Raw genomic sequence first — 25315 nt, 5'->3', positions numbered from 1 at the left:
CTCTTTTTGTATTTTAAATAAGTTATAAATGGGAAAAACTAAAGATATATTTTATTAGGAGTGATATTTATATGATTAAGATTATAAAAAATATAGAGATTTATAGTCCAGAAAGTTTAGGAAAAAAGGATGTTGTAATAGTTAATGATAAAATAGAAGGAATATATAATAATATTTCAATTCCAAAAGATTTTATTAATATTGATGTTTATGATGGAGAAAATAAGTACTTATTTCCAGGATTTATAGATGCACATGTACATTTAATTGGTGGCGGTGGTGAAGGAGGATTTAAAACAAGAACACCAGAAATTCAACTTAGTAATTTAACAAGAGCAGGAATAACAACGGTTAATGGATGCATTGGAACAGATGGTGTGTGTAGAAATATGAGAGAATTACTAGCTAAGGTTAAGTCACTTAATGAAGAAGGTATTACTGCAACATGTTATACAGGTTCTTATGAAGTTCCAGTAAAAACAATGACAGATAGTATTAAAGGTGATTTAATGCTTATTAATGAAGTAATAGGTGTTGGAGAAATTGCATTATCTGATAATAGAAGTTCTCAACCAAGATTTGATGAGTTTATAAATTTAGTAGCACAGGCGAGAGTTGGTGGTCTTTTGTCTGGAAAAGCAGGAGTTGTTAATGCTCATTTAGGTGGAGGAGCAAGAAAGTTGGATTTCTTATTTAGAATGTTAGAAGAGTCTGAAATTCCGTCTACTCAAGTTATACCAACTCATATGAGTAGGACAAAAGAACTATTAAATGCTGGAATTGAATGGACAAAGAAGGGGGGATATATAGATATCACAACAAGCTCAGACCCAAAGCATTTAGAAGAAGGAGAATTAATAGCTTCAGATGCTTTGGAATATTTATTAAATAATAAAGTTAAAATAAATCAAATAACATTTACCTCAGATGGAAATGGAAGTATGCCTGTTTTTAATGAATCAGGAGAATTAGAAGGTTTAGGTATTTGTAGTGTAGATAGTCTTTATGATGAAGTTAAAAAGATTATTAATAAGGGTAATGTAAAAATAGAAGATGCAATTAAAGTTATAACATCAAATGTGGCTGATGCACTTAAATTAAATAATAAAGGAAGAATAGAAAAGTTTAAGGATGCAGATTTGGTTATTGTTAATAAGGATGACTTATCAATAGATAAAGTTATTGCTATGGGAAGGTTAATGGTTAATAGTGGAGAGCCTATTTTACGTGGAACATTTGAGGAAGCTATAGAAAAATCTTTCTATATAAAAAAGTAAAATCAATATAATTAAATTAATGTTGAGGATTGATATTAGAATAAATAAATTAAATTAGCTTTGGATAATATTCTTATTAGAAATATTAATTTTATTTAAAGCATATTTTTCAAATTAAGATTCAATTTTTAAGTAAAATTTATAAGGTTTTTAGTGTAAGTATACGGCTTATATGTTATTTGATTTTCTGAAGTAGGTACTTACACTTTTTTTGAGTAAATTTGTCCACATATATTTACTTTATAGTGTGAATTGATTAGGTTTTATGTGGATATATTTTACTAATATGTTGATAACTAATTAATATTATTCACCTAAGTAAATATGTAATAAAAATAATTAAGTTATTTATAATAAACAATGTAGGATTATGTGGTTATAGGTTATTACTTATAATAACAATAAAGAATAACTTTTTTACATGTCCAAATAAAGGGAGTAAAATTAATTATAAAGTTATAATTAAAAAATTATTAGAGGTGAATTAGAGTGAATAGATTAAATGAGATATTAAGAGAAGAAATCATTCAATTTAGAGAAAATGGACATAAGTTTTTAAATAAAGAACTTAATGTAGCGCAGTTTAAAGGAATATCTGGAGGATTAGGTGTATATGCACATAGAGGTGGAAAGGAGTTTATGATAAGATTAAAAACTCCTTCAGGAAGAATATCTAAAGAGGACTTGTGCAAAATATATGAATGGGCTAATAGATATAATTTAGAATGGGTTCATCCAACAACAAGGCAAGCAATACAATTACATGGATTAGGGATAGATGATGTATGTGACATAATGGAAGAAGCTTTAGAGTATGGAATATATACAAGAGGTTCAGGTGGAAACTTCCCAAGAAACGTTGCTATATCACCTCTTTCAGGAGTAGAAAAAAATGAAGCATTTGATGTTACTCCTTATGCAGAAGAATTAAATAAGCATATAATGCAAAAAGTTTATACATATAAATTACCAAGAAAAATAAAAGTTGCTATGGCAACAAATATTGAAGATGCACCTCACGTAACTTCAACAGATTTGGGCTTTTTAGCAATAAACAAAGATGGTGAAAAGTTATTTAAAGTTTATTTAGCAGGTGGACTTGGAAGAAATCCAAGACTTTCAATAGAATATGATGAGCTTATAAAAGCAGAAGATGTTTTATATCATTTTGAAGCTATGAAAAATCTATTTATAGCTGAAGGAGATTATGAAAATAAAAATAAAGCTCGTATAAGATATATTGCAGATAGAATGGGAAATGAAGAATTCATTAAGTGTTATAAGAAACATTTAGAAGAAGTTAAGTCACAAGATTTAAAAATACATGTAAAAGAAACAGAAATAATTAAGAAAGGAATAAAAACAGAAATTAAGGATAATAGACTTATAGAACAAAAGCAAGATGGTCTTTATAGTGTGTATTTTCATCCGATTGGTGGAATATTAAAAATGCAAGATTTAAAATCTATAATAGATGCAACAAAAGATATGGATTATGTAGATTTTAGACTTTCATTAAAAGAAGGAATTTTTATAAGAAATCTTAATGGAAAAGAAGCAGAATTATTATTAGAGCTTACTAAAGGAAAAGGTGGAGAGCTAAAAATAATGCAATCTGTATCATGCATAGGTGTGCCAATATGTCAAATGGGGTTAAGAAATAGTCAAGGTTTATTAAAAAGCATATTAGATAAGTTATCAAATGAAAAGATTCATAAAGATTTACTTCCTTTAGTTAATATTTCAGGTTGTCAAAATTCATGTGGAGTTCATGAAATAGGAAGTATAGGATTTGCAGGAAAAACAAAGAGAGTTAATGATGCACCAAGAAATTGTTTTGAGTTACATGTTAATGGTAGCTTTGAAGTGGGAAGTGCAAGATTAGGAGAATATTATGGAGATATGTTAGAAGAAGAAATTCCAAACTTCATATATGATTTATACTTAGAACTTGAAAAAGCTAATTTAAACTTTGAATCATGGTACTGTGACAATACTGAAAAATTTAATAATATAGCTAAAAAATATTTGGTTTAATTAATAAGAGGGTAAGCATATAATGTTTGCCCTTTTATTTTATTTAAGTTTAATTGTTTAAATTTGGAAGATGAAATTTTAGATTATATCATATAAATTTCTTTATAAAGTCAAATAATAATATAGAATTATTAAAAATCTTTTAATTCTTACTTAATTAATAAGAATTAACTAGAAAATTAATTAAAAATAATTTATAATTAATAATAAATATTAATAGAAATGTTTTATTGATGGAGGTGGAATATGTTTTTTCAAAATATAGATGGCAAAAAGATTTATTCAAATCTTTTAAAAGGAAAATGGGAAATTAAAAATAATGATAATATAATAGAAATAAAGTCTCCAATAAATGGAGAAACAGTAGGTTTTGTTGAAGCTATGAGTAAGGAAGCTGTTGATGAAGCAATAAATGTAGCAAAGGAAACTCAGTTAAGCTGGAGAGATGTACCTACAAATGAAAAATCAAAATTACTTCATAATGTTGCTGATCTTTTAGAAGAAAGAATAGAAGAAATGGCAGATGTTATGGTTATTGAAATAGGTAAAGATAGAAGAAGTTGTATGTCAGAAATAAAAAGAACTGCAGACTTAATAAGGTTTACCGCTGATACTGCTGAAAATATAAAAGGGGAATCAATTCCAGGAGATTCATTCCCAGGATTTAAAAATGATAAAATCTCAATAGTTACTAGAGAACCTTTAGGAGTAGTTCTTGCAATATCACCATTTAATTATCCAGTTAATTTAGCTGCATCAAAGATTGCACCAGCTTTAATGGCAGGAAATACCGTTGTATTTAAGCCTGCAACTCAGGGAAGCATTTGTGGACTTTATCTTGCTAAAGCATTTAATGAAGCAGGAATACCTAGTGGAGTATTAAATACAATAACAGGTAAAGGTAGTGAAATAGGAGATTATGTAGTAACACATAAAGATATTGATTTTGTAAACTTTACTGGAAGTAGTGAAGTAGGTAAAAGAATATCAAGAATTACTGAAATGAAACCACTTTTAATGGAACTTGGTGGAAAAGATGCTGCAATAGTATTAGAAGATGCAGATTTAACTTTAGCTGCTAAGAATATAGTTTCTGGTGCTTTTTCTTACTCAGGCCAAAGATGTACAGCAGTTAAAAGAGTATTGGTATTAGATACTATAGCAGATAAATTAGTAGAAGAAATATTACATAAAATAGATTCTGTTACAGTTGGTAATCCTTTAGAAGGAGATTTTACTGTAGGACCTTTAATTAATTCAAAATCATGTGATTTTGTAGAAGGTTTAATAGAAGATGCTAAAAATAAAGGTGCTAAACTTTTATTAGGTGGAGAGAGAAAAGGAAATATTATAATGCCAACATTATTTGATAATGTTACAACTGATATGAGGATTGCTTGGGAAGAACCTTTTGGTCCTGTTCTTCCTATAATTAGAGTAAAAAGTGCAGATGAAGCAATAAAAATTGCAAATGAATCAGAATATGGTCTTCAATCATCTGTATTTACAAATGATATAAATAAAGCTTTTTATGTTGCAAATAGATTAGAAGTTGGTACAGTTCAAGTAAATAATAAAACAGAAAGAGGTCCAGACCATTTCCCATTCTTAGGAGTAAAATCATCAGGTATGGGAACACAAGGTGTTCAATATTCAATTGAGGCTATGTCTAGACCTAAAGCTACAGTAATAAACTTAAAATAAAAAGAGGTTCCTAATTAGGAACCTCTTTTTATTTTTTAAAAAATGTATGATTACCAATTCTTTTAGTATCCTTTTTTGATGTTTCCTTCATCCAAGAACAAGTAGCTATTGAAGGATTATAAAAGAATAAAGCTTCATTAGTCGGATCTTTACCTCTTATAGCTTCATAAACTGCATCATAGCACGCATTAGTAGGATTAGCTTCTAATTTTCCATTTACAACACATGAAAAAGCATTTTTTTGAAATATTACGCCATTTATTGTATTTGGAAATTGAGGGTGCATAACTCTATTTAATACAACAGACGCTACTGCTACTTTCCCTTCAAATGGTTCTCCACGACTTTCGCAATAAACAAGCTTAGCCATTAAATCAATATCTGCTTTAGATATTATTAATTGATTACCATTGTGGTTGAAGACTTCTATATTATTGTTTGAAATTTTTTTACTATCATTAGTAGTTGTATTATTGCTTGTAGTTTTATTTTTTAAATCTTTAGAAGTATCAATATTAGTCTTGCTTGCGATTAAGTCTAATTTTTCATCTTGTAATGATATATAATCAAATAAATTAATTACAGAAGCGTGTGCTTCTATGGAAGATATCATCATTAAGGAAAATAATATAAGACTTATAAACTTTTTCATAAATAACCTCCTTTTACAAGCTAGTCGAATAATAGTATTACCTGAAAAAAGAGATTTTATTCTTAATTTCTTTTAAATAAATCTAAGTTTTTATTGAAGTTATCTAAGGAACTTATAAATTTATTATAATTAGAAAAACAGTCATCATAATGTGATAATGGTAATTCATTATTTTCTTTAAGATCTTTATATAATATATCCTTTAATGAGTAGGAATAATTTTCATAACATTTAATTGTGTCTTTTAATAATTCATTTATTTTAATAGCATCTTCGGGAATGCTTAATGAATATAAATCATTTTTAATATTCGTAAAAATTAAATTTTTATTCTCTAAATCTTCTATTAAAACATATAAACTTCTATTATTCTTCTTTATGTCTTCTAATGCTGGCTTTAAATCTTCTTTTATTTCAATAAATTTATTTGATATTTTATCTACGCCTAAAATATAATCTGATATTTTTTCTTTGTTAATATCTTTCATTATGTTAATTTTAATCATAGTATTAAAATAAGATATTGATTTATTAAAGAATTCAATAGAATCTTCTGAAATTACTTTTTTTATTCTAAAGTTTGATAACTTTGAGTTGTTATCTTTAAAATCATCTAAGGATGTTTTATACTGGGTTATTTTATCATTTAATTTTGGGTTTGCTGGATTCATGAATATAGAAAGACTTTGTTCGCATAATGATATGTTTAAATTTAATGTATTAAGTAGTTGTTCTTTAGCTAGATTTACATCCTCTGGGACATTCATTGTTTCAAGAGGTATTTTAATATTATTTAAATTAACTATTGCTAAAGAAAGTGAATTTTTTGCAGAGTCTGTGTTTATACTTTCTGCTTCTATAGAATCTTTGAAAGTATCATTTATTGATGAAATTTCTTTTGAAATTTTATTAAGTTTTGTCATGCTTCTACTAGAAGGAGTTATTTTGGTTATAATAAGCAGTAAAAATGGAGTTAACATAATTATTAAAAAAATAATTATAAGTTTTTTTTTGTTTTTAATGTATTTTAGTATTTTTTCTAAATTTAATTTTTTATTATTTTCCACTTAAGTGCCTCCTTTTCATAATCTAAATAAAGTAATCTTTAAATTATATTAGATAAGGTTTTAAATTATTATTAAAAATAGAAAAAAGTAAAAGACTTGTTATATTAAGCTTTGTGTATTTGGTGTATAATTTATAAAAGACATAAGAAAAAAAAGGGGTGAAACTGATGCAAGATTTTTTTATTGGAGCAATGAATTCAATAAGACATATATCAATTTGGTCTATAGTTGATATATTAGTTGTTTCATATATTTTCTACAAAGGATATATGTTAATAAAGGAAACTAGAGCTGAGCAGTTATTAAAAGGAATAATTTTAATAGTTGCATTAATTCCAATAAGCTATATTCTAAGATTAGATATGCTATATTTTATATTAAATAAAACTTTAACTATAGGAGTTCTTTCAGTTGTTATTATATTCCAGCCTGAAATAAGGCGTGCTCTTGAGCATTTAGGAAGAAGTGCATTTGATGAAACACATAATATTAGAGATGTTCAAGAAAGAGAAAAAGTAATAGATGAAATCGTAACGGCAGTACAAGACTTAGCTGAAACAAAAACAGGTGCATTAATTGCAATAGAACAAGGAACAGGTCTTGGAGAGGTTTTAGCCTCAGGAACTATAGTAGATGCTGTTGTAAGTTCTGCACTTTTAGAAAATATATTTGTTGTTAATACACCACTTCATGATGGAGCAACAATTATTAGGCAAGATAGAATTTATGCTTCAGGGTGTGTTTTACCTCTTACAAGTAATAATTCTATAAATAAGAAGCTAGGTACTAGACATAGAGCTGGAATAGGCCTTTCAGAAAATTCAGATGCATTAGTAATAATAGTATCAGAAGAAACTGGAACAATTTCTCTTGCAATGAGTGGAAGATTAACAAGAAACTATGATAAAGAAAAATTAAAAACAACATTGTTAACTATGATGAAAAATAATGAAAATAGAAAAGTAAAATCAGCTGGTGAGAGGGTGAAAACATGGATAAAAAGGATAAAAGACAAAAAATAATAGTAAAATTAGTATGTGTTTTACTATCATTTGGTCTATGGCTTTATGTAACTAATGTTCAAAGTTCTATAAGAACTTATACATTAAAGGGTGTTCCTGTTAGACTTGTTAATACACAATCTTTAAATCAGTTTAATTTAGCTATATCACCAGGTCAAGAATTTACTGTAGATATTAAAATAGAAGGAGATTCTAAATATATTTATTCAGTTACTAAAGAGGAATTTTCGTTAGTTGCAGATATGGGAGAATATGCATTAAAAACAGGTATTAATAATATACCTGTTCAAGTTGTTAATTCTCCAAGTCAAGTAAATATACAAAATGATAGTAATCTTATAGTTGCTGTAAAATTAGAAAAATTAATTAAAAAGGAATTTGATACAGTATCAAATGTAAATATAACTTATTCAAATAATGTTTATAAAAAAAATGAAAGTTTTACATCTGAAAAAGTACAAGTTTCAGGTCCTGAAAGTTCTGTTAATAAAATAGATAGAGTTGCGTTAGTAGGGCAATTAAAAAATGTAAGTGGAAATATAACAAAACAATTTCCACTTGAAGCATTAGACTCAAATGGGGAAGTAGTAAAAGATGTTACATTAAGTAAGACTATTGGTAAAATTAGTGTTTCTGTTAATAATGGTAAATCAATAGATATAGAGACAAGTACTACAGGACAATTACCAGATGGATATAAAATATCTAAGATAACACCAGATATAACTGCGGTACAGGTAGTTGGAGATACAAATGTTATATCTCAATTAAAATCATTAAAAACTGAGCCAATAGATTTGTCTGGCATAACAGAAACAACTTATAAAAAAGTTAAAATAATTTTGCCAGAAGGAGTTAAATTAGCAACTGGAGATGGATATGTAAATGTAAAAATAGAAGTTTTAAAAGAAGAAAATAAAAAAGATGAAACTGAAAAAAATACAACAAAAAATTTCGATATTCCAATTACATATACAGGTTTAAATGACAAGTTAGAGATTAATAATAAAACTGAAACAATTAGCATTACTGTAAATGGAAAACAGACTGATTTAGATAACTTAACAAGTGGAGATTTTTCTGCTACATTGGATTTAGGTTCTTATAACCAAAGTGGTACTTTTGAAGGAGAACCAAATGTAAAGTTAAATAAAAATATTGATGCTAAAATATCAAATGTTGGAAAAGTAAAATTCTCTTTAAAAGATAAGGATAAAGCAACTTCAACTGATAATAATGAAAATAAACAAGATAATAATAAGAAAACAACTTAGGAGAAAATGGTATGGCAATAAGAGTTAATGGGGTTACTTTAAGTATAGATGAAGATAAATCATTATTAAAAAATAAAGTAGCTAAAAAGTTAAAAATAAAAGAAAGTGAAATAAAAGAATTAAAAATAATAAAGGAAAGCTTAGATGCTAGAAAAAAAGATAATATAAAATTTAGTTATTGTATTGATATAAAGTGCAATAATGAAAAGAAGATAGTTAATAAAATTAAAAGTAATAGTGTAAAGCTTGAAGAAGAGATAAAAGAAGAAACTTTTATATATGGAGATAAAAGATTAACTTCAAGGCCTGTTGTTATAGGATTAGGTCCAGCAGGTTTATATGCAGCTTTAACTCTTGCAAAGCATGGATATAATCCAATAATTTTTGAAAGAGGAGAAGATGTTGATAGTAGAACAAAAACTGTTGAAGAGTTTTGGAAGAATAGAAAATTAAACTTAAACTCAAATGTTCAATTTGGTGAAGGGGGAGCAGGAGCATTTTCTGATGGAAAGCTTACAACTAGAATAAAAGATAAAAGATGTTCATTTGTATTAGAGGAACTTGTAAAAAATGGAGCTCCAGAAGAAATTACCTATGTAGCAAAACCACATGTTGGAACTGATATATTAAAAACAGTTGTTAAAAATATAAGAGAAGAAATAAAATCACTAGGTGGAGAAGTTTATTTTAATTCAAAATTAGAAAATATAAATATAGAGGATGGAAAGCTTAAAAGTATAATAGTAAATGGAAAAGAAGTTAAATGTGAATGTTTAGTTTTAGCTATAGGACATAGTTCAAGAGATACTTATGAAATGCTTTATGAAAGTGGAGTTAAAATGGAACAAAAAGCTTTTGCTATAGGCGTTAGGATAGAGCATCCTCAAGAAGTTATAAATGAAAGTCAATATGGAGAATACGCAAATCATCCAAAATTAAAAGCTGCAGAATATAGATTAGCATATCAAAGTGAAGTTCAAAATAGAGGAGTTTATTCTTTTTGTATGTGTCCAGGAGGAGTAGTTGTTGGCGCAGCATCAGAAGAAGGTAGGTTAGTTTCAAATGGAATGAGTTATCATGCTAGAGATTTAGATAATGCAAACTCAGCATTAGTTGTAACTGTTGGTCCTGAAGATTTTAAAGGAAATCATCCGCTTGCTGGAATGGAATTTCAAAGATATTATGAAAATCTTGCATTTAAGGTAGGTGGTGAAAACTATAATGCACCTATACAATTAGTTGGGGACTTTTTAAATGATAACATATCAACAAAACTTGGTAGTGTTATTCCAAGTTATAAACCGGGATATGTATTTAAAGATTTGAGGGAATGTTTACCTTCATATGTAGTAGATACAATTAAAGAAGGAATAAAAGTATTTGGCAAAAGAATAAAGGGATATGATATGGATGATGCTGTATTAACTGCAATTGAAACAAGAACATCTGCACCAGTTAGAATGCCAAGAAATGAAATGCTTGAAAGTGTAACTGTTAATGGTTTATATCCTACAGGAGAAGGAGCTGGTTTTGCTGGAGGTATAGTATCTGCTGCTGTTGATGGTATAAAAGTTGCAGAAAGAATAATGGAAGAATATTGTGTAAAATAAAATGAAAAAAAGTAGCTTTTTGAGCTACTTTTTTTGAAATAAATTTTCTGACAATTTAAGTTTTAAAGTAATTATCTGATACAATATAAATATAATTTGTTACAAAATTAACAACAAAAAATACCAGAAGTATTATTAAAAGTACACTAAATCAATGATTTTAAAATATAAAAGGTAAGAGGTGCGGTAAATGAGTAAGAATTTTGAAGATTTATTATCAAAGGTTAAAGAAGTTGAACCTAAAAAGGTAGCTGTAGCTGTAGCACAAGATGAACCAGTATTAGAGGCTGTAAAATCAGCAAAAGATAAAGGTATAGCAGATGCAATATTAGTTGGAGATAAACATGAAATAAAAAAAATTGCTGATAAAATAGGAATGGATTTATCAGGATATGAAATAGTACATGAAAAAGATAATAAAAAAGCAGCTTTATTTGCAGTACAACTTGTATCAAGCGGAAAAGCAGATATGGTCATGAAGGGATTAGTAGACACTGCAACATTTTTAAGAAGCGTGTTAAATAAGGAAGTTGGATTAAGAACTGGAAGACTTATGTCACATGTTGCAGTATTTGAAATAGAAGGAATAGATAGATTAATATATCTAACAGATGCAGCTTTTAATACGTACCCAGATTTAAAAGCGAAAAAACAAATAATAGATAATGCAGTTTCAGTAGCTCATGCTTGTGGATTACAAATGCCAAAGGTAGCACCAATTTGTGCAGTTGAAGTAGTAAATCCAGATATGCCAGCAACTTTAGATGCTTCATTATTATCAAAAATGAATGATAGGGGACAAATAAAGGGTTGTATAGTTGATGGACCTTTAGCCCTTGATAATGCATTATCAGAAGAAGCGGCACATCATAAAGGAATATCAGGACCAGTTGCAGGAAAAGCAGATATAATAATGCTTCCAAATATAGAAACAGCTAATGTTATGTACAAATGTTTAACTTATACTTCAAAATCAAAAAATGGTGGACTATTAGTTGGAACATCAGCACCAGTTATATTAACTTCAAGAGCAGATTCATTTGAAACAAAAGTTAATTCAATAGCATTAGCAGCATTAGTTGCTGAATCATTAAAGTAGAATTTATTGGGAGGTAGTAATAGATGTCATATAAATTATTAATTATAAATCCAGGGTCAACTTCAACTAAAATTGGAGTTTATGAAGATGAAAGAGAAGTATTAGAAGAAACTTTGAGACATTCATCAGATGAAATAGCAAAATATGCTACAATATTTGATCAGTTAGATTTTAGAAAAGAAGTTATATTAAATGTATTAAAAGAAAAGAACTTTGATATAAATACATTAAATGCCGTAGTTGGTAGAGGTGGAATGCTTAAACCAATTCCAGGTGGTACTTATAAAGTAACAGATCAATTAGCAGAGGATTTAAAAATTGGAGTTCAAGGACCACATGCTTCAAATCTAGGTGGAATATTATCAAAGGAAATTGCCGGAGAATTAAATATACCAGCTTTTATAGTTGATCCTGTTGTTGTAGATGAATTAGATGATGTAGCAAGAATTTCAGGTGTACCAGAACTACCAAGAAAAAGTAAATTTCATGCATTAAATCAAAAAGCAGTAGCTAAAAGATTTGGAAAAGAAAGTGGAAAAGGATATGAAAATTTAAATTTAATAGTTGTACACATGGGTGGAGGAGTATCCGTTGGAGCTCATAAACATGGTAGAGTTGTTGATGTAAATAATGCATTAGATGGAGATGGTCCATTTTCACCAGAAAGAGCAGGTGGAGTTCCATCAGGTGATCTTATAAAAATGTGTTTTAGTGGAAAATACAGTGAGAAAGAAGTTTATACTAAGTTAGTAGGTAAAGGTGGATGTGTAGCTTACCTTGATACAAATGATTTTAGAGATGTTAGAGATGCAGCTTTTAAAGGGGATAAGGAATCTAAATTAATATACGATGCATTTATATATCAAGTAGCAAAAGAAGTAGGGGCAATGGCAACAGTATTAGAAGGAAAAGTAGATAAGATAATTTTAACTGGTGGTATAGCTTACTCAGAAGAAGTTGTAAGAGATATAAGCAAGAGAGTAGATTGGATTTCAGAAGTTAAAGCATATCCAGGAGAAGATGAATTATTAGCTTTAGCACAAGGTGCTATAAGAGTATTAAATGGTGAAGAAGAAGCTAAAGTTTATTAATTAATTTAGTTTTGAGAATAGATATTAATTTATTAATCCGTTGAATAAAAAAAAGAGATATGTCTATAATGTAGATGTATCTCTTTTTTAGATACATAATACCTAATTATTGGAGGTTATTATGAGGACAAGCTTAAATTTTGAAAATCAATTAACTATGATAGCTCAGATGACAAATGATTCTAGGTTTCAAGTTTTAGAATATGATGAGTTAAATGGTGCTGTTGATGTAGATACGGCTTTTGATTTAAATATTATGAAAAAAAGTGGAATTAAATTAAAACAAATAAGAATAATATTAAATGAAAGTCGTGTTAAAGTAGAAAGTGGAGCTTTAAGTTACATGAAAGGTGACATAAATATAATAAATAAAACTGGAGGTTTAATTGGTATATCAAAAAAATTTATATCAAGCAAATTGACAGGGGAGGAAATGTTCAAGCCTACATATGAAGGTAGTGGAGAAATTTTTTTAGAGCCATCTTTTAAACATTATGCACTTATAGAACTTCAAGATGATGAGATAATAATAGATGATGGAATGTTTTTGGCAAGTGAAGAAGAGGTTTATTTAGAAGCAACTGGTCAAAAAACATTTTCTGCTGTACTTTTTGGAGAAGAAGGTTTATTTCAAACAAAAGTTTATGGAAGTGGAATTGTTGCATTAGAACTTCCTGTACCAGAAAATGAAGTTTTTGTTTGTAGATTAAATAATGATACTTTAAAAATTGATGGTAGTTTTGCAATTTTAAGAAGTGGAAATATAAAGTTTTCAGTAGAAAAGTCTGCAACTTCAATGATAGGAAGTGTAGCAAGTGGAGAAGGATTTTTAAATGTTTATAGGGGAACTGGTGAGGTATGGTTAGTTCCAACTAAAATAGTTTATGATAAAATTAGAGAGATAAATAAAAAAGATAATTTTAAAAGAGAAGATTTTTATGATAAATAATGTAAATTCTTTTGTGTAATAAAGTTGTGAATTATTAAATTAAAGATGATATAATATAGGGTATATTTATAAAGTACGGAGGAGAAATTATGAGTACACTAAATTCAAAGATAAAAGGTGAGGATATAGAGTTACTTTTTGAATGTATATTAAAATTAGAAAATAAGGATGAATGTTATAAGTTTTTTGAAGATATAGCAACAATTACTGAATTAAAAAGCTTATCTCAAAGAATATGGGTAGCTAAGTTATTGAAAGAAAAGAAAACTTATACAGAAATTGCAGAAGAAACAGGAGCTAGTACTGCTACTATAAGTAGAGTAAATAGATGTTTAAATTATGGAAGTGACGGATATAAAATTATTTTAGATAGAATTAATAATGAAAAAGTTGTCAATAAATAATGAAACAAATATAATATAGTAGTAGAAAAGTTAAAAATAGTTAACTTAAAAGAACAGAAAGAGGTAAATTTTTATGAGTAGAATGTTTGGAACTGATGGAGTAAGAGGAGTAGCAAATACAGAACTTACTGCTGAACTTGCATATAATTTAGGAAGAGCTGGAGCTTATGTATTAACAGAAGGCGCTCATAAACCAAAAATATTAGTTGCAAAAGATACTAGAATATCAGGAGATATGTTAGAGGCTGCATTAGTTGCTGGTATATTATCTGTTGGAGCAGAAGCAGTTGTGCTTGGAGTTATACCAACACCAGCAGTTGCACACTTAACTAGAGAGTATGGAGCAGATGCTGGAGTTATGATATCAGCTTCACATAACCCAGTAGAATATAATGGTATAAAATTCTTTAACAACAAAGGTTACAAGCTTTCTGATGAACTTGAAGATGAAATACAAAGAGTAATAGAATCAGGTTTTGAAGGAGTACCAAGTCCAGTAGGAACAGCACTTGGAAGGGAAAGAGTAGAAGTTTCAGCTTTAGAAGATTATATTGAGTTTGCAAAAAGTACAACAGCAGTAAATCTTTCAGGATTAAAAATAGCATTAGATTGTGCAAATGGAGCGGCATATAAAGCAGCTGTGCAAGCTTTTAGAGATTTAGGAGCAGAAGTTTATGTTATAAATGATAATCCAGATGGAACAAATATAAATGAAAATTGTGGATCAACTCATCCAGAAGAACTTATGGAATATGTGGTTAAAAAGGGTTGTGATGTTGGATTCGCATTTGATGGAGATGCAGATAGATGTTTAGCTGTTGATGAAGAGGGAAATTTAGTTAATGGAGATTTTATATTAACTTTATGTGCTAAATATTTAAAAGAAATAGGAAGACTTAAAGAAGACACTTTAGTAGTTACAGTTATGAGTAATTTAGGACTAGATATTGCTTGTAAAGAATTAGGAATAAAAACTGTAAAAACTAAAGTTGGAGATAGATACGTATTAGAAGAAATGCTAGATAAGGGATACGTAATTGGTGGAGAGCAATCAGGTCATATTATATTCTTAGAATGTAATACAACAGGAGATGGATTAGTTACTGCATTACAAGTTGCATCAATATTAAAGAGAAGCAATAAAACTTTAAGTGAGTTATGTTCAATTATGAGAGAGCTTCCTCAAGTTTTAGTAAATGCAACAGTACCTAATGATAAAAAAGATATTTACTTAAAGGATGCTGAAATAATAGCTGAAATAGAAAGAATGGAAAAATTAATGGATGGAAGAGGACGGGTTTTAATAAGACCTTCAGGAACAGAACCATTAGTTAGAGTTATGCTAGAAGGTGAAGATCAAGAAGAAATAGATAATCTAGCTCATAACTTAGCTGATATGATATTAGATAAGTGTAAATAAATTTTAATTATAGTTAAAATGAGAAGTTATTTTAAAATAACTTCTCATTTTTTTATACAGCTTTTATTGAATTATCAGTAAACTCGGGGTTTAAGGTTCTTAATAATCTACTTGTTGGAATAAGTTTTAAAATAATCATGCATATTATCATTTCAGCTCCAACTAAAGGAAGATTTACTACTGCTGAATATAATAACGCACCCATTTCAGCTGGTGCAAATGAACCAAAGAACACGACTCCTGATATAAAGTGACATAAAAATTTTGTAAGAAATGCTACAAAGACACCTAGCAATCTATGATTTTTTCTGAAATAATTTATTCCAGCAAGTCCCATAGCTAGTGATGGTAATGGATAATCAAAAAGCATTTGAATTGGATGTATTATATATGGATCAGTGAATAAATTAATTATTCCGTACAGAAATCCAGTTAAAAAACCTATTTCTTTACCATAAGCAAATGCTATTATAAGTATTGGTACCATACAGCCTAAAGTTATACTTCCTCCTTGAGGAAATCTATATAGTCTAAAAACATTAAGAATTGTAGAAAGTGCTAAGGCGATAGCTATATTGGTCATTATTCTTGCATTTAATTTAATTTTTCTAAATTTAAATAAAGCAAAGAATAGAACCAAACAAGCGATTATAGTTAGTATAGACATAGGACTTTCTAAAATTGTCCTAAATTTTTCTGGGATATTTGTATAAAGATTTGTAAATCTTTCTCCCCAATCATTTAAAAATTCCATAAAAAAAACCTCCTATTTGTGCTAGAAGGACGTAAAAGAACTGAGTCTTTTGCTTTCCTACGCCGGTATTATCCAGATCAGGTTAAAGGGTTAATGCTAATATATAAGCATTTCTCAGCCACAAAGGCACCCCTAGCACATAAAATAATATTTTATTGACAAGCTTATTGTAATATTACAGGTTTATAATGTCAATAAATTTCAAACATTAAATGAAATATAAGTTAATAAGTGGTAAAATTTAATGGTGATTAAAGCTTATAAAAATAATTATAGTATATAGTTGGATTTAAATAATCGTATTAAAATAATCGTATTAAAATACAAATAGCTATAAACTTTTTATCATATAGACTGGAGAAAATGTAATTTAAAATACGAATATAATTTTTTTATTTATATGTTGAGTTAGCAAGAACATCATTTATAGAATAGGTTATGTATCTAAGTTAAGAAATTTTCCTGAATATATTAAAGGAGTGAATTAAGTTAATAATAGATAGAGTAATTTAAAATAGTAATTATTATTTTAAATATATAGTTAAAGCATCTATAAAGATTAAATAAAAATATCAAAATGAAAAGGTGATTAAAGTGAAAATATATGATTTAACACATTATTTAGAAGATAATATGACTTCTTATTCAGAAGAAGAAGGATATTTTAAAAAAGAATTAAGTACAATAGATAAGGAGGGATACAATGTATTAAAAATATCTTTATCATCACATACTGGAACTCATATGGATTTTCCAAGGCACGTATTTAGTGATGGGAAATCCTTAGATTCTTTTAATGTAGAAGACTTTATAGGAAGAGCATATATGATAAATTGCAAAGAAAGAAATATAATAGACTTAAAGTTTATTTTAAAGTATAAAGAGGAAATAGAAGAGTGTGAGTATTTAATATTAAATACAGGATATGAAAAATATTGGAATGATAAAAAATATTTTTTAAATTATCCTAGATTATCTTATGAAGCATCAAGATTTCTTAGTAACATAAGAACATTAAAAGGCATAGGGGTGGACTGTATATCTATTGATTGTGAAGATGATGAAAAGTTAATAAATCATAAAAATCTTTTGAAAAATAATAAGCTTATAATAGAAAACCTTTGTGGATTAGATAAAATAAATGGTAATTTTAAGATAATAATAGCACCATTAAAAATAAAATCTGGAGATGGAGCACCTTCCAGAGTTTATGGAATAAATAATTAAAGAAAATATAAGTTAAAGAAGACTTCAATTAAAAATAAAATTTTAATTAAACTTAAAAGCTAGTTAGAAATCTAACTAGCTTTTTTTTTGGTTGCGGGAGCAGGACTTGAACCTACGACCTTCGGGTTATGAGCCCGACGAGCTACCAACTGCTCCATCCCGCGATATTTATTTAAATCATTCAGTAGGTTAACTATACTCCTAAATAAACACTTTGTCAACTAATTTATAAAATTATATAATTTTTACTTCTTTATGACCACAAGTAGGGCATTTAAAATTAATCTTTTCTATCTTTGAATTATCATAAGCATATAAGTCTTCATTCATAATATCTCCACAAATAGGACAAATTAAAGTTTTTGAATTATTATTTGAAATTTTAGTTTTATTATTCATGATATCATCTCCTAAAAATAAGATATCACATTACTGAAAAAAGTAAAATGAAAATATTACTTTAAAAAAATAGAAAAAGCTGATATTATATCAATAAAGTTAAATCATAGTAAACATATAGGAATACTAAGAATATAATTTGGAATTAAGTTTATTTTAAAGGTAAATACTAATAAAAAGGAGGTATTACTTTGGAGATTTATTTAGATAATTCTGCAACTACAAAACCTTATAAGGAAGTAATTGAAGTTATGGGAGATGCAATGGAAAAATATTATGGTAATCCATCATCTTTACATAAGATAGGAATAAAATCAGAAAAAAAGTTAGATGAATGTAGAGAATACATAGCTAGTACTATAAATGCAAATAAAGACGAAATTTATTTTACTTCTGGTGCAAGTGAAGGAAATAATTTAATTATAAAAGGTATACCAAAGAGCGGAAATCATGTTATAACAACTAAATTTGAACATCATTCAGTTCTTAAAGTATATGAGGATTTAGAGAAAAAAGGTATTAATGTTACATATTTAGATGTTGATAAAGATGGAATGATTTCTTTAAAGCAATTAGAAGATTCAATAAACAAAGATACAGTACTTATATCTATAATGTTTGTAAATAATGAAATTGGTTCTATTCAAGATATACAAAAAATAGGAAAACTTATAAAAGAAAAGAGTAGTAGAGCGAAATTTCATGTTGATGCAGTTCAAGCTTATGGAAAATTTTTTATAGATGTTAAGAAAATGAATATAGATATCCTAACTACAACAGGACATAAATTTCATGGTCCTAAGGGAACTGGCTTTTTATATTTAAAAAAAGGAATAAGACCAAATTCTTTAATACATGGAGGAAGCCAAGAAAGTGGATTAAGAGCTGGCACTCATAATATTCCAGGAATAATTGCACTTAAAAAGGCGTGTGAAATATCTTGTAGTAATATATCAGAAAATTATGAGAATGTTCTAGAGTTAAAGACGTATATGATAAATAAATTAAAAGAAATAGATAATATTTATATAAATAGTCCTAATGATGAAAAACACTCTCCATATATATTAAATATTACATTTAAAGGGGTAAGAGCTGAAGTGTTACTTCATATGTTAGAAGAAGATAACATATATGTTTCAACTGGATCTGCTTGTACATCAAAGACTAATATAGCAAGTGGAAGTTATGTTTTAAAAGCAATTGGTCTTTGTGATAAAGATGCTGAAGGTGGAGTAAGATTTTCTTTTAGTGAAGATAACACAAAAGAAGAAATTGATATAGTTATAAATAATTTAAAAAGGTCATTATCATTTTTAAGGAGGATAAAAAGATGAGTAAACTTATATTAGTGAAATATGCATCTGAAATATTTTTAAAAGGACTTAACAGAAATAAGTTTGAGAAAAGGTTAAGAGATAATATAAAGAAGAAGCTTAAAGGATTAGATTTTGAAATATTAAATGATCAAAATAGATATTTTATTAAAATAGATAATATAGAAGAAGGAATTAAAAGAATAAGAAAAGTATTTGGAATAGCAGAAATATGTGTAGTGACACAAGTTGAAAGAGATATGGATGCTATTAAGGAAGAGGTTTTAAAGAAAATTAAAGAATCAGAACCAAATACATTTAAAATTCAAACTAATAGAGCTAATAAGAGTTTTAAAGGAACGTCTATGGATATATCAAGAGAAATAGGAGCATATGTTCTTTCTATATATGAAGATAGTTTGGAAGTTGATGTTAAAAATCCTGAGTGCTTAGTTAATGTAGAGATAAGAGATAAAGCTTATATATATACTAATGCAGATAGAATAAAGGCAGTAGGAGGACTTCCTTATGGAATAAATGGTAGTACAATGCTTATGTTATCAGGAGGAATTGATTCTCCAGTAGCTGGTTATTTAATGGCGAGACGTGGAGTTGAACTTAATTACATTTACTATCATAGTCATCCATACACATCAGAGAGAGCAAAGGATAAAGTAAAAGAGCTTGCAAAAATATTAAGTGAGTATACAGAAAAGGTTAGACTATTTATAGTTCCATTTACTGATATTCAAATGGAAATAATAAATAATTGTCCAGAAGATGAATTAACTATTATAATGAGAAGATTTATGATGAGAGTTGCTTGTAAGATGGCAGAAAAAGAGGGAATTCAATGTATATCAAGTGGGGAAAGCATAGGTCAAGTTGCAAGTCAAACTATGGAAGGGCTTACTGTTAGTACTGAAGTTGCTGATAGACCAGTATTTAGACCTCTTATAACAATGGATAAGGGTGACATAATGGATATAGCAAGAGAAATAGGAACTTATGAAACATCAATACTTCCATATGAGGATTGTTGTACTATATTTGTACCAAAGCATCCAAAAACAAAACCAGTAGTTAAATATATAAAAAAATCAGAAGAAAGCCTAAATGTAGATGAATTAGTAGAAAAAGCTATAGAACAAACAGAAATTGTAGTATTTTAAATTTTATTTTAACCTTCTCTTAATATTTTAATATATTGATATAAAGGAATATTTTAAAAAATAGTGTACTTTATATTAAAAGGGGAGGCTAAATTATGCAATTTAAAATTACTCCTATTGAAGAAAAACAGTATTTAAATGGAGAAATTAGAGATGTACAAGATAAATTAATAGTCATTTGTCAAAGAAATAATTGTGTATGTTCAACTGTTAAAGGATCATTTTATTTAAGATTTAATGTTAATTTAGAATTTAATCAATTAAATAGGGATGTATTTAGATTATATTTATATCTTGATAGTCTAAGGTGCACAAATTCTATGTTAATAAAAATAAATGTTGAAATAAGAGAATGTGGAAATAATATAGAAAATAGCTGTATAAGTTATAGAATAAATTCATCTGAAGTAGGCAGATATATTAGTATAAACCTAGCAAAAGCTTTTGAAAATTTAAATTTAAATACTATTAATGAAATAAATATAAATGTATCACCTGAAGGAAATGGAGTAGCCGTATTTGCTTCAAATAATACAGCGAGAAATCCATTTATATTTTTAGAATCTGAAAGAGTTGTAGGGCCAGTAGGACCACAGGGACCACAAGGACCAGTAGGTCCAAGGGGACCAAGAGGTATTCAAGGTGAGAGAGGACCAATTGGGCCTAGAGGATATCAAGGTGAAAGAGGTTGTATAGGACCTGTAGGACCAGAGGGTGCTCAAGGAGCAAGAGGACCTAGAGGTGTAGAAGGACCACAGGGACCAGAAGGACCACAAGGGCCAGCTGGTGAAGCAAATATAAACACTTTTGGTTCATATACAAAAATCAATTCAATAAATAGTTCTTGTGGATTATTAAATTTGTTTAATAATATAGTTAATGAGAGTGGTTCACTAGAGCATAATAATAATCAAATTATTATCGGGGAAAGTGGAAATTATAGAATAACATTTAATATAGCTATACCAGAAGGAAGTTGTATAAATAGATTAAGGGTAAATGGCATAGGAAATGAAGGCGATATAATTCCTGTATTTTCGAATTGTCAATCTGTAACTCAAGTATACTTTGATAGAATAATATTTTTAACTGAAGGGACAATAATATCAGTAGAATCATTTGGAGATGAAGATATAAGATTAAGTTGTAGAGATGAAAATATATCATATTTTACAATTATAAAGCTTAATTAAAATAAAAAATATGCTACTAATTTTTAGTAGCATATTTTTTTATTATGCAGTTTCTACATCTTCATGAGCAAATTGACTATTATAAAGGTCTGCGTAGAAACCATTTTTTTCAAGAAGTTCGTTGTGAGTACCTTGTTCTATAACATCACCATGATTCATAACTAATATAAGATCTGCGTCTTTTATTGTTGAAAGTCTATGTGCAATTACAAAGTTTGTTCTACCTTTCATAAGTCTTGTCATTGCATTTTGAATATAACTTTCAGTTCTAGTATCAACTGAGCTTGTAGCTTCATCAAGTATTAATACTTTAGGATTAGCAAGTATTGCTCTAGCTATAGTTAATAATTGTTTTTGACCTTGTGATATATTTGAAGCTTCCTCATTTAATATTGTGTCATAACCTTGAGGTAATGTTCTTATAAAATAATCAGCATGAGCAGCTTTTGCTGCATTTACAACTTCTTCAAAAGTAGCATTTTCTTTTCCGTAAGCTATATTATCTTTAATGCTACCATTAAATAGCCAAGTGTCTTGTAGAACCATACCAAACATATTTCTTAAATATTCACGAGAAAACTTAGTTATATCAACACCATCAAATTCAATAGCACCACCATTTAATTCATAGAATCTCATCATAAGATTTATTAATGTTGTTTTACCTGCACCTGTAGGACCAACTATAGCAATAGTCTGACCTTCTTTAGCAGATACTTGCATATCATTCATTAATATGTGATCTTCGCTATAACCGAATTTAACATGTTTAAAATCAACATTTCCTTTAGGATTATCAAGAATAACTGGGTTAGCTGGATCTTCAATTTCTTCTTGTTCATCTAATATTTCAAAAACTCTTTCTGCTGAAGCCATTGTAGATTGAAGAATATTTGCAATGTTAGCTGTTTGATTAATCATTTGAGTAAATTGTCTTGAATATTGAATGAAAGATTGAATATAACCAACACTTAATTTGTTTTTAGTAACAAGTATACCACCAACAACAGCTATAATTACATAACCAATGTTGTTTATAAAGTTCATAAGTGGCATTATAAGTCCTGACATAAATTGAGCTTTCCAAGCAGAATTATAAAGTCTATCATTTATTTCATCGAATTCTTTAATAGCTTTCTTTTCATGTCCAAATGCCTTAACAACTATATTACCAGTATATATTTCTTCAACATGTCCATTAAGAGCTCCAAGTTCTTTTTGTTGAGCTGAGAAGTATTTTTGTGATCTACCTATTATAGGTCTAGTTGCTATTATACAAACAGGTAAAGTTAAAATACATATTAAAGTTAAAAGGGGACTTATTGTAAGCATCATTATTGTAATGCCAATTATAGTTACAACAGCAGTTATAAGTTGAGTTAAGCTTTGTTGTAAAGTACTACTTATATTATCAACATCATTAGTAACCCTACTTAAAATATCACCTTTTGAATTTGCATCAAAATATTTTATTGGTAATTTATTAAGTTTATTATCAACATCTGTTCTCATATCTTTAACAGTATTTTGAGCAACTCCAGCCATTATATATTGTTGAAGATACATAAATGCTGCACTTAAAATATAAAAGAATAAAAGTAATAAAATATAGTGAGATAATTTTGTAAAATCAATTGATGCTCCAGGAATTCCTTTAAATTTTGCAATCATACCTTCAAGTATTACATTAATAGTTTCTCCAAGTAATTTAGGGCTAAATACAGTAAAGGCAGTACTTAAAATTGCCATAAATATTACTGATATAAGTTTAATTCTATGAGGTCTTAAGTAAGTTAATAATCTCTTGGCAGTTACTTTAAAATTTTTAGCTTTTTCACCGCCAATAACAATACCATGACCTCCTTTTCCTCCTCCCATCATATGGGATTGTTTTTTATGTTTATTATCTATGCTCATTTGAAAGTTCCTCCTCTGAAAGTTGTGATGAGGCAATTTCTTTATAAATTGCACAGTTTTCAAGTAATTGTTGATGAGTTCCAATTCCAACAATGTTACCATCATCTAATACTAAGATTCTATCTGCATCCATTATAGTACTTACTCTTTGGGCAACTATAATAACTGCTGAATCTTTAGTTTCATTTTTTAAAGCAGCTCTAAGTTTAGCATCAGTTTTAAAATCAAGTGCTGAAAAACTATCATCAAAAAGATATACTTCAGGTTTTCTAACTAAAGCACGGGCTATTGCAAGACGTTGTTTTTGACCGCCTGAGAAATTTTTACCACCTTGTTCAACAATTGAATCAAATCCATCTTCTTTTTCCATTATAAAATCATATGATTGGGCAATTTTAGATGCGTGAACAAGCTCCTCCATAGAAGCATCTTCTTTTCCATATCTTAAGTTTTCTTTTATATCTCCTGAAAAAAGAACAGCTTTTTGTGGAACAAAACCTATCTTATTTCTAAGTTCTTCTTGAGACATGTCTTTGATATTTAAGCCATCTATTAAAATTTCTCCTTTAGTTGGATCATAAAATCTTTCTATAAGATTTAATAATGTTGATTTACCTGATCCAGTACCACCTATTATGGCTGTAGTTTCACCAGGTTTTGTTTCGAATGAAATATTATTTAATGCACCTTTCTCAGCACCAGGGAAGAAGAAGGAAACATTTTTAAATTCAACATAACCTCTTTTATTAGAATTAGTTTTCTTATTGTTACTATCTATAATTGAAGGTTCAGTTTCAAGGACTTCATTAATTCTATCAGCAGAAGCTGAAGCTCTAGGAATCATTATAAATAGCATACTTACCATTATAAGTGAGAACATTATTTGCATAACATATTGTAAGAAAGCCATAAGGTTACCAACTTCCATAACACCAGAGTTTATTCTGTTTGCGCCAAACCAAAGTATAGCAACAGAAGTTAGATTTAATATAAGCATAAGAATAGGCATAAGTAATGCTATAATTTTATTTACTTTAATTGCATTTGTAGTGAAATCATTATTAGCTTTAGAAAATCTTTTTGTTTCAAAACTTTGCTTATTAAAAGCTCTTATAACTCTAATACCAGTAAGGTTTTCTCTTAAAACCTTATTTATATTATCAAGTTTAGATTGCATAGCTTTAAATAAAGGCATTCCTTTTTTTCCTATAAGACCTATAGCTAAAATAACTAATGGCATTGAAACTAAAAGAATAAGAGATAAATCCTTATCAACGGAAATTGCCATTATAATACCACCAATACAAGTAAGTGGAGCAGTAACCATCATTCTAAGTATCATAATTAAAACTTGTTGAACTTGGTTAACGTCATTAGTAGTTCTAGTTATAAGTGAAGCATTTCCGATTTTGTCCATTTCTTTTAAAGAAAAAGATTCAGCTTTAACGAAAATTTTTCTTCTTAAATCTTTACCATAAGACATTGAGACTTTTGATGAAATATAACTAGCAAATATAGTACATATACTTCCAATAAGAGATACTAAAATCATAATAGCACCAATTTTAAGTATATAATTTACATCGCCATTTATAATACCAGTATCTACTATCTTAGAGAGTAATGTTGGTAAATATAATTGAGCCATTGTTTGAACGAAAAGCAATATTATAATAAATATTAAGCTTTTCATATATGGCTTTAAATGCTTAAACAGCTTTAACATATATT

At 28.0% G+C, this 25315-nt stretch carries 21 protein-coding genes, 1 tRNA gene and 1 riboswitch; of the genes, 15 read left to right on the top strand and 7 right to left on the bottom strand.

Annotated features, from left to right (window positions below):
- The first annotated feature begins 71 nt into the window (after positions 1-71).
- From iadA to AC4FQ1_RS10185, 3 genes are all read left to right on the top strand, one after another.
- Entirely contained in the window at positions 72-1277 is a 1206-nt protein-coding gene (iadA, locus tag AC4FQ1_RS10195; protein WP_491148878.1) for a beta-aspartyl-peptidase, read from the top strand.
- A 489-nt stretch (positions 1278-1766) separates the two neighbouring features.
- Positions 1767-3314 (top strand): nitrite/sulfite reductase, encoded by a 1548-nt coding sequence (locus AC4FQ1_RS10190; protein ID WP_491169612.1) that lies wholly within the window; start codon positions 1767-1769, stop codon positions 3312-3314.
- A 246-nt stretch (positions 3315-3560) separates the two neighbouring features.
- The gene (locus AC4FQ1_RS10185) at positions 3561-5018 is read left to right on the top strand and encodes an NADP-dependent glyceraldehyde-3-phosphate dehydrogenase (RefSeq protein WP_303130396.1); all 1458 of its coding nucleotides are present in this window, start codon (positions 3561-3563) and stop codon (positions 5016-5018) included.
- A gap of 28 nt (positions 5019-5046) precedes the next feature.
- On the opposite strand, the gene AC4FQ1_RS10180 is transcribed toward AC4FQ1_RS10185, so the two are convergent.
- Positions 5047-5670 (bottom strand): cell wall hydrolase, encoded by a 624-nt coding sequence (locus AC4FQ1_RS10180; protein ID WP_303130395.1) that lies wholly within the window; start codon positions 5668-5670, stop codon positions 5047-5049.
- Positions 5671-5732: 62 nt separating this feature from the next.
- Positions 5733-6737, bottom strand: coding sequence for a hypothetical protein (locus tag AC4FQ1_RS10175; RefSeq protein ID WP_491169611.1), 1005 nt, complete (start codon positions 6735-6737; stop codon positions 5733-5735).
- Between the two features lie 167 nt (positions 6738-6904).
- Between AC4FQ1_RS10175 and cdaA the strand changes: the two genes are divergently transcribed.
- From cdaA to glmM, 8 genes are all read left to right on the top strand, one after another.
- Positions 6905-7759 (top strand): diadenylate cyclase CdaA, encoded by an 855-nt coding sequence (gene cdaA, locus AC4FQ1_RS10170; protein WP_303130390.1) that lies wholly within the window; start codon positions 6905-6907, stop codon positions 7757-7759.
- Positions 7729-9033: a CdaR family protein gene (locus tag AC4FQ1_RS10165; protein WP_491169610.1), complete on the top strand. Its 1305-nt coding sequence runs from the start codon at positions 7729-7731 to the stop codon at positions 9031-9033. The genes cdaA and AC4FQ1_RS10165 overlap by 31 nt, the downstream gene beginning before the upstream one ends.
- 11 nt (positions 9034-9044) lie before the next feature.
- Positions 9045-10643, top strand: a complete 1599-nt coding sequence (locus AC4FQ1_RS10160; RefSeq protein WP_491169609.1) for an NAD(P)/FAD-dependent oxidoreductase — start codon at positions 9045-9047, stop codon at positions 10641-10643.
- Positions 10644-10833: 190 nt separating this feature from the next.
- Positions 10834-11742: a phosphate butyryltransferase gene (gene ptb / locus AC4FQ1_RS10155; protein WP_303130385.1), complete on the top strand. Its 909-nt coding sequence runs from the start codon at positions 10834-10836 to the stop codon at positions 11740-11742.
- Positions 11743-11765: 23 nt separating this feature from the next.
- A complete protein-coding gene (gene buk, locus AC4FQ1_RS10150; protein ID WP_303130384.1) occupies positions 11766-12833 on the top strand; it encodes a butyrate kinase in 1068 nt (355 codons plus the stop codon).
- 121 nt (positions 12834-12954) lie between these two features.
- Entirely contained in the window at positions 12955-13782 is an 828-nt protein-coding gene (locus AC4FQ1_RS10145; RefSeq protein WP_491169608.1) for an AIM24 family protein, read from the top strand.
- A gap of 89 nt (positions 13783-13871) precedes the next feature.
- A complete protein-coding gene (locus AC4FQ1_RS10140) occupies positions 13872-14186 on the top strand; it encodes a YerC/YecD family TrpR-related protein (RefSeq protein ID WP_491148865.1) in 315 nt (104 codons plus the stop codon).
- A gap of 73 nt (positions 14187-14259) precedes the next feature.
- Positions 14260-15606, top strand: a complete 1347-nt coding sequence (gene glmM, locus AC4FQ1_RS10135; protein ID WP_491169607.1) for a phosphoglucosamine mutase — start codon at positions 14260-14262, stop codon at positions 15604-15606.
- Positions 15607-15658: 52 nt separating this feature from the next.
- On the opposite strand, the gene thiT is transcribed toward glmM, so the two are convergent.
- On the bottom strand, positions 15659-16360 hold the full coding sequence (gene thiT, locus AC4FQ1_RS10130; protein WP_491169606.1) for an energy-coupled thiamine transporter ThiT: 702 nt from the start codon (positions 16358-16360) through the stop codon (positions 15659-15661).
- 37 nt (positions 16361-16397) lie between these two features.
- Positions 16398-16504, bottom strand: a riboswitch (TPP riboswitch).
- Between the two features lie 450 nt (positions 16505-16954).
- On the opposite strand from thiT, the gene AC4FQ1_RS10125 reads away from it, so the two are divergent.
- Positions 16955-17587: a cyclase family protein gene (locus tag AC4FQ1_RS10125; RefSeq protein WP_491169605.1), complete on the top strand. Its 633-nt coding sequence runs from the start codon at positions 16955-16957 to the stop codon at positions 17585-17587.
- An 88-nt stretch (positions 17588-17675) separates the two neighbouring features.
- Here the strand turns inward: AC4FQ1_RS10125 and AC4FQ1_RS10120 are convergent.
- A tRNA-Met gene (locus AC4FQ1_RS10120) sits at positions 17676-17751 on the bottom strand.
- Positions 17752-17821: 70 nt separating this feature from the next.
- Positions 17822-17986 carry a hypothetical protein gene (locus AC4FQ1_RS10115; protein ID WP_491169604.1) on the bottom strand — a complete coding sequence of 55 codons (165 nt, stop codon included), beginning with the start codon at positions 17984-17986 and terminating at the stop codon, positions 17822-17824.
- A gap of 191 nt (positions 17987-18177) precedes the next feature.
- On the opposite strand from AC4FQ1_RS10115, the gene AC4FQ1_RS10110 reads away from it, so the two are divergent.
- The 3 genes from AC4FQ1_RS10110 (at position 18178) to AC4FQ1_RS10100 (ending at position 21667) form a co-directional block, all read left to right on the top strand.
- Positions 18178-19323 carry a cysteine desulfurase family protein gene (locus AC4FQ1_RS10110; RefSeq protein ID WP_491169603.1) on the top strand — a complete coding sequence of 382 codons (1146 nt, stop codon included), beginning with the start codon at positions 18178-18180 and terminating at the stop codon, positions 19321-19323.
- On the top strand, positions 19320-20474 hold the full coding sequence (thiI, locus tag AC4FQ1_RS10105; RefSeq protein WP_491169602.1) for a tRNA uracil 4-sulfurtransferase ThiI: 1155 nt from the start codon (positions 19320-19322) through the stop codon (positions 20472-20474). The genes AC4FQ1_RS10110 and thiI overlap by 4 nt, the downstream gene beginning before the upstream one ends.
- Positions 20475-20569: 95 nt before the next feature.
- Entirely contained in the window at positions 20570-21667 is a 1098-nt protein-coding gene (locus AC4FQ1_RS10100; RefSeq protein ID WP_491169601.1) for a hypothetical protein, read from the top strand.
- Between the two features lie 42 nt (positions 21668-21709).
- On the opposite strand, the gene AC4FQ1_RS10095 is transcribed toward AC4FQ1_RS10100, so the two are convergent.
- The gene (locus tag AC4FQ1_RS10095; protein ID WP_491169600.1) at positions 21710-23584 is read right to left on the bottom strand and encodes an ABC transporter ATP-binding protein; all 1875 of its coding nucleotides are present in this window, start codon (positions 23582-23584) and stop codon (positions 21710-21712) included.
- Positions 23571-25310 (bottom strand): ABC transporter ATP-binding protein, encoded by a 1740-nt coding sequence (locus AC4FQ1_RS10090; protein ID WP_303130600.1) that lies wholly within the window; start codon positions 25308-25310, stop codon positions 23571-23573. Before AC4FQ1_RS10090 ends, AC4FQ1_RS10095 begins: the two co-directional genes overlap by 14 nt.
- Positions 25311-25315 lie beyond the last annotated feature (5 nt).

It is taken from the genome of Clostridium sp. TJA020, assembly GCF_058310295.1.
The sequence above is the reverse complement of the archived record's forward strand: the minus strand, read 5'-3'. Positions and strand labels throughout refer to the sequence as shown.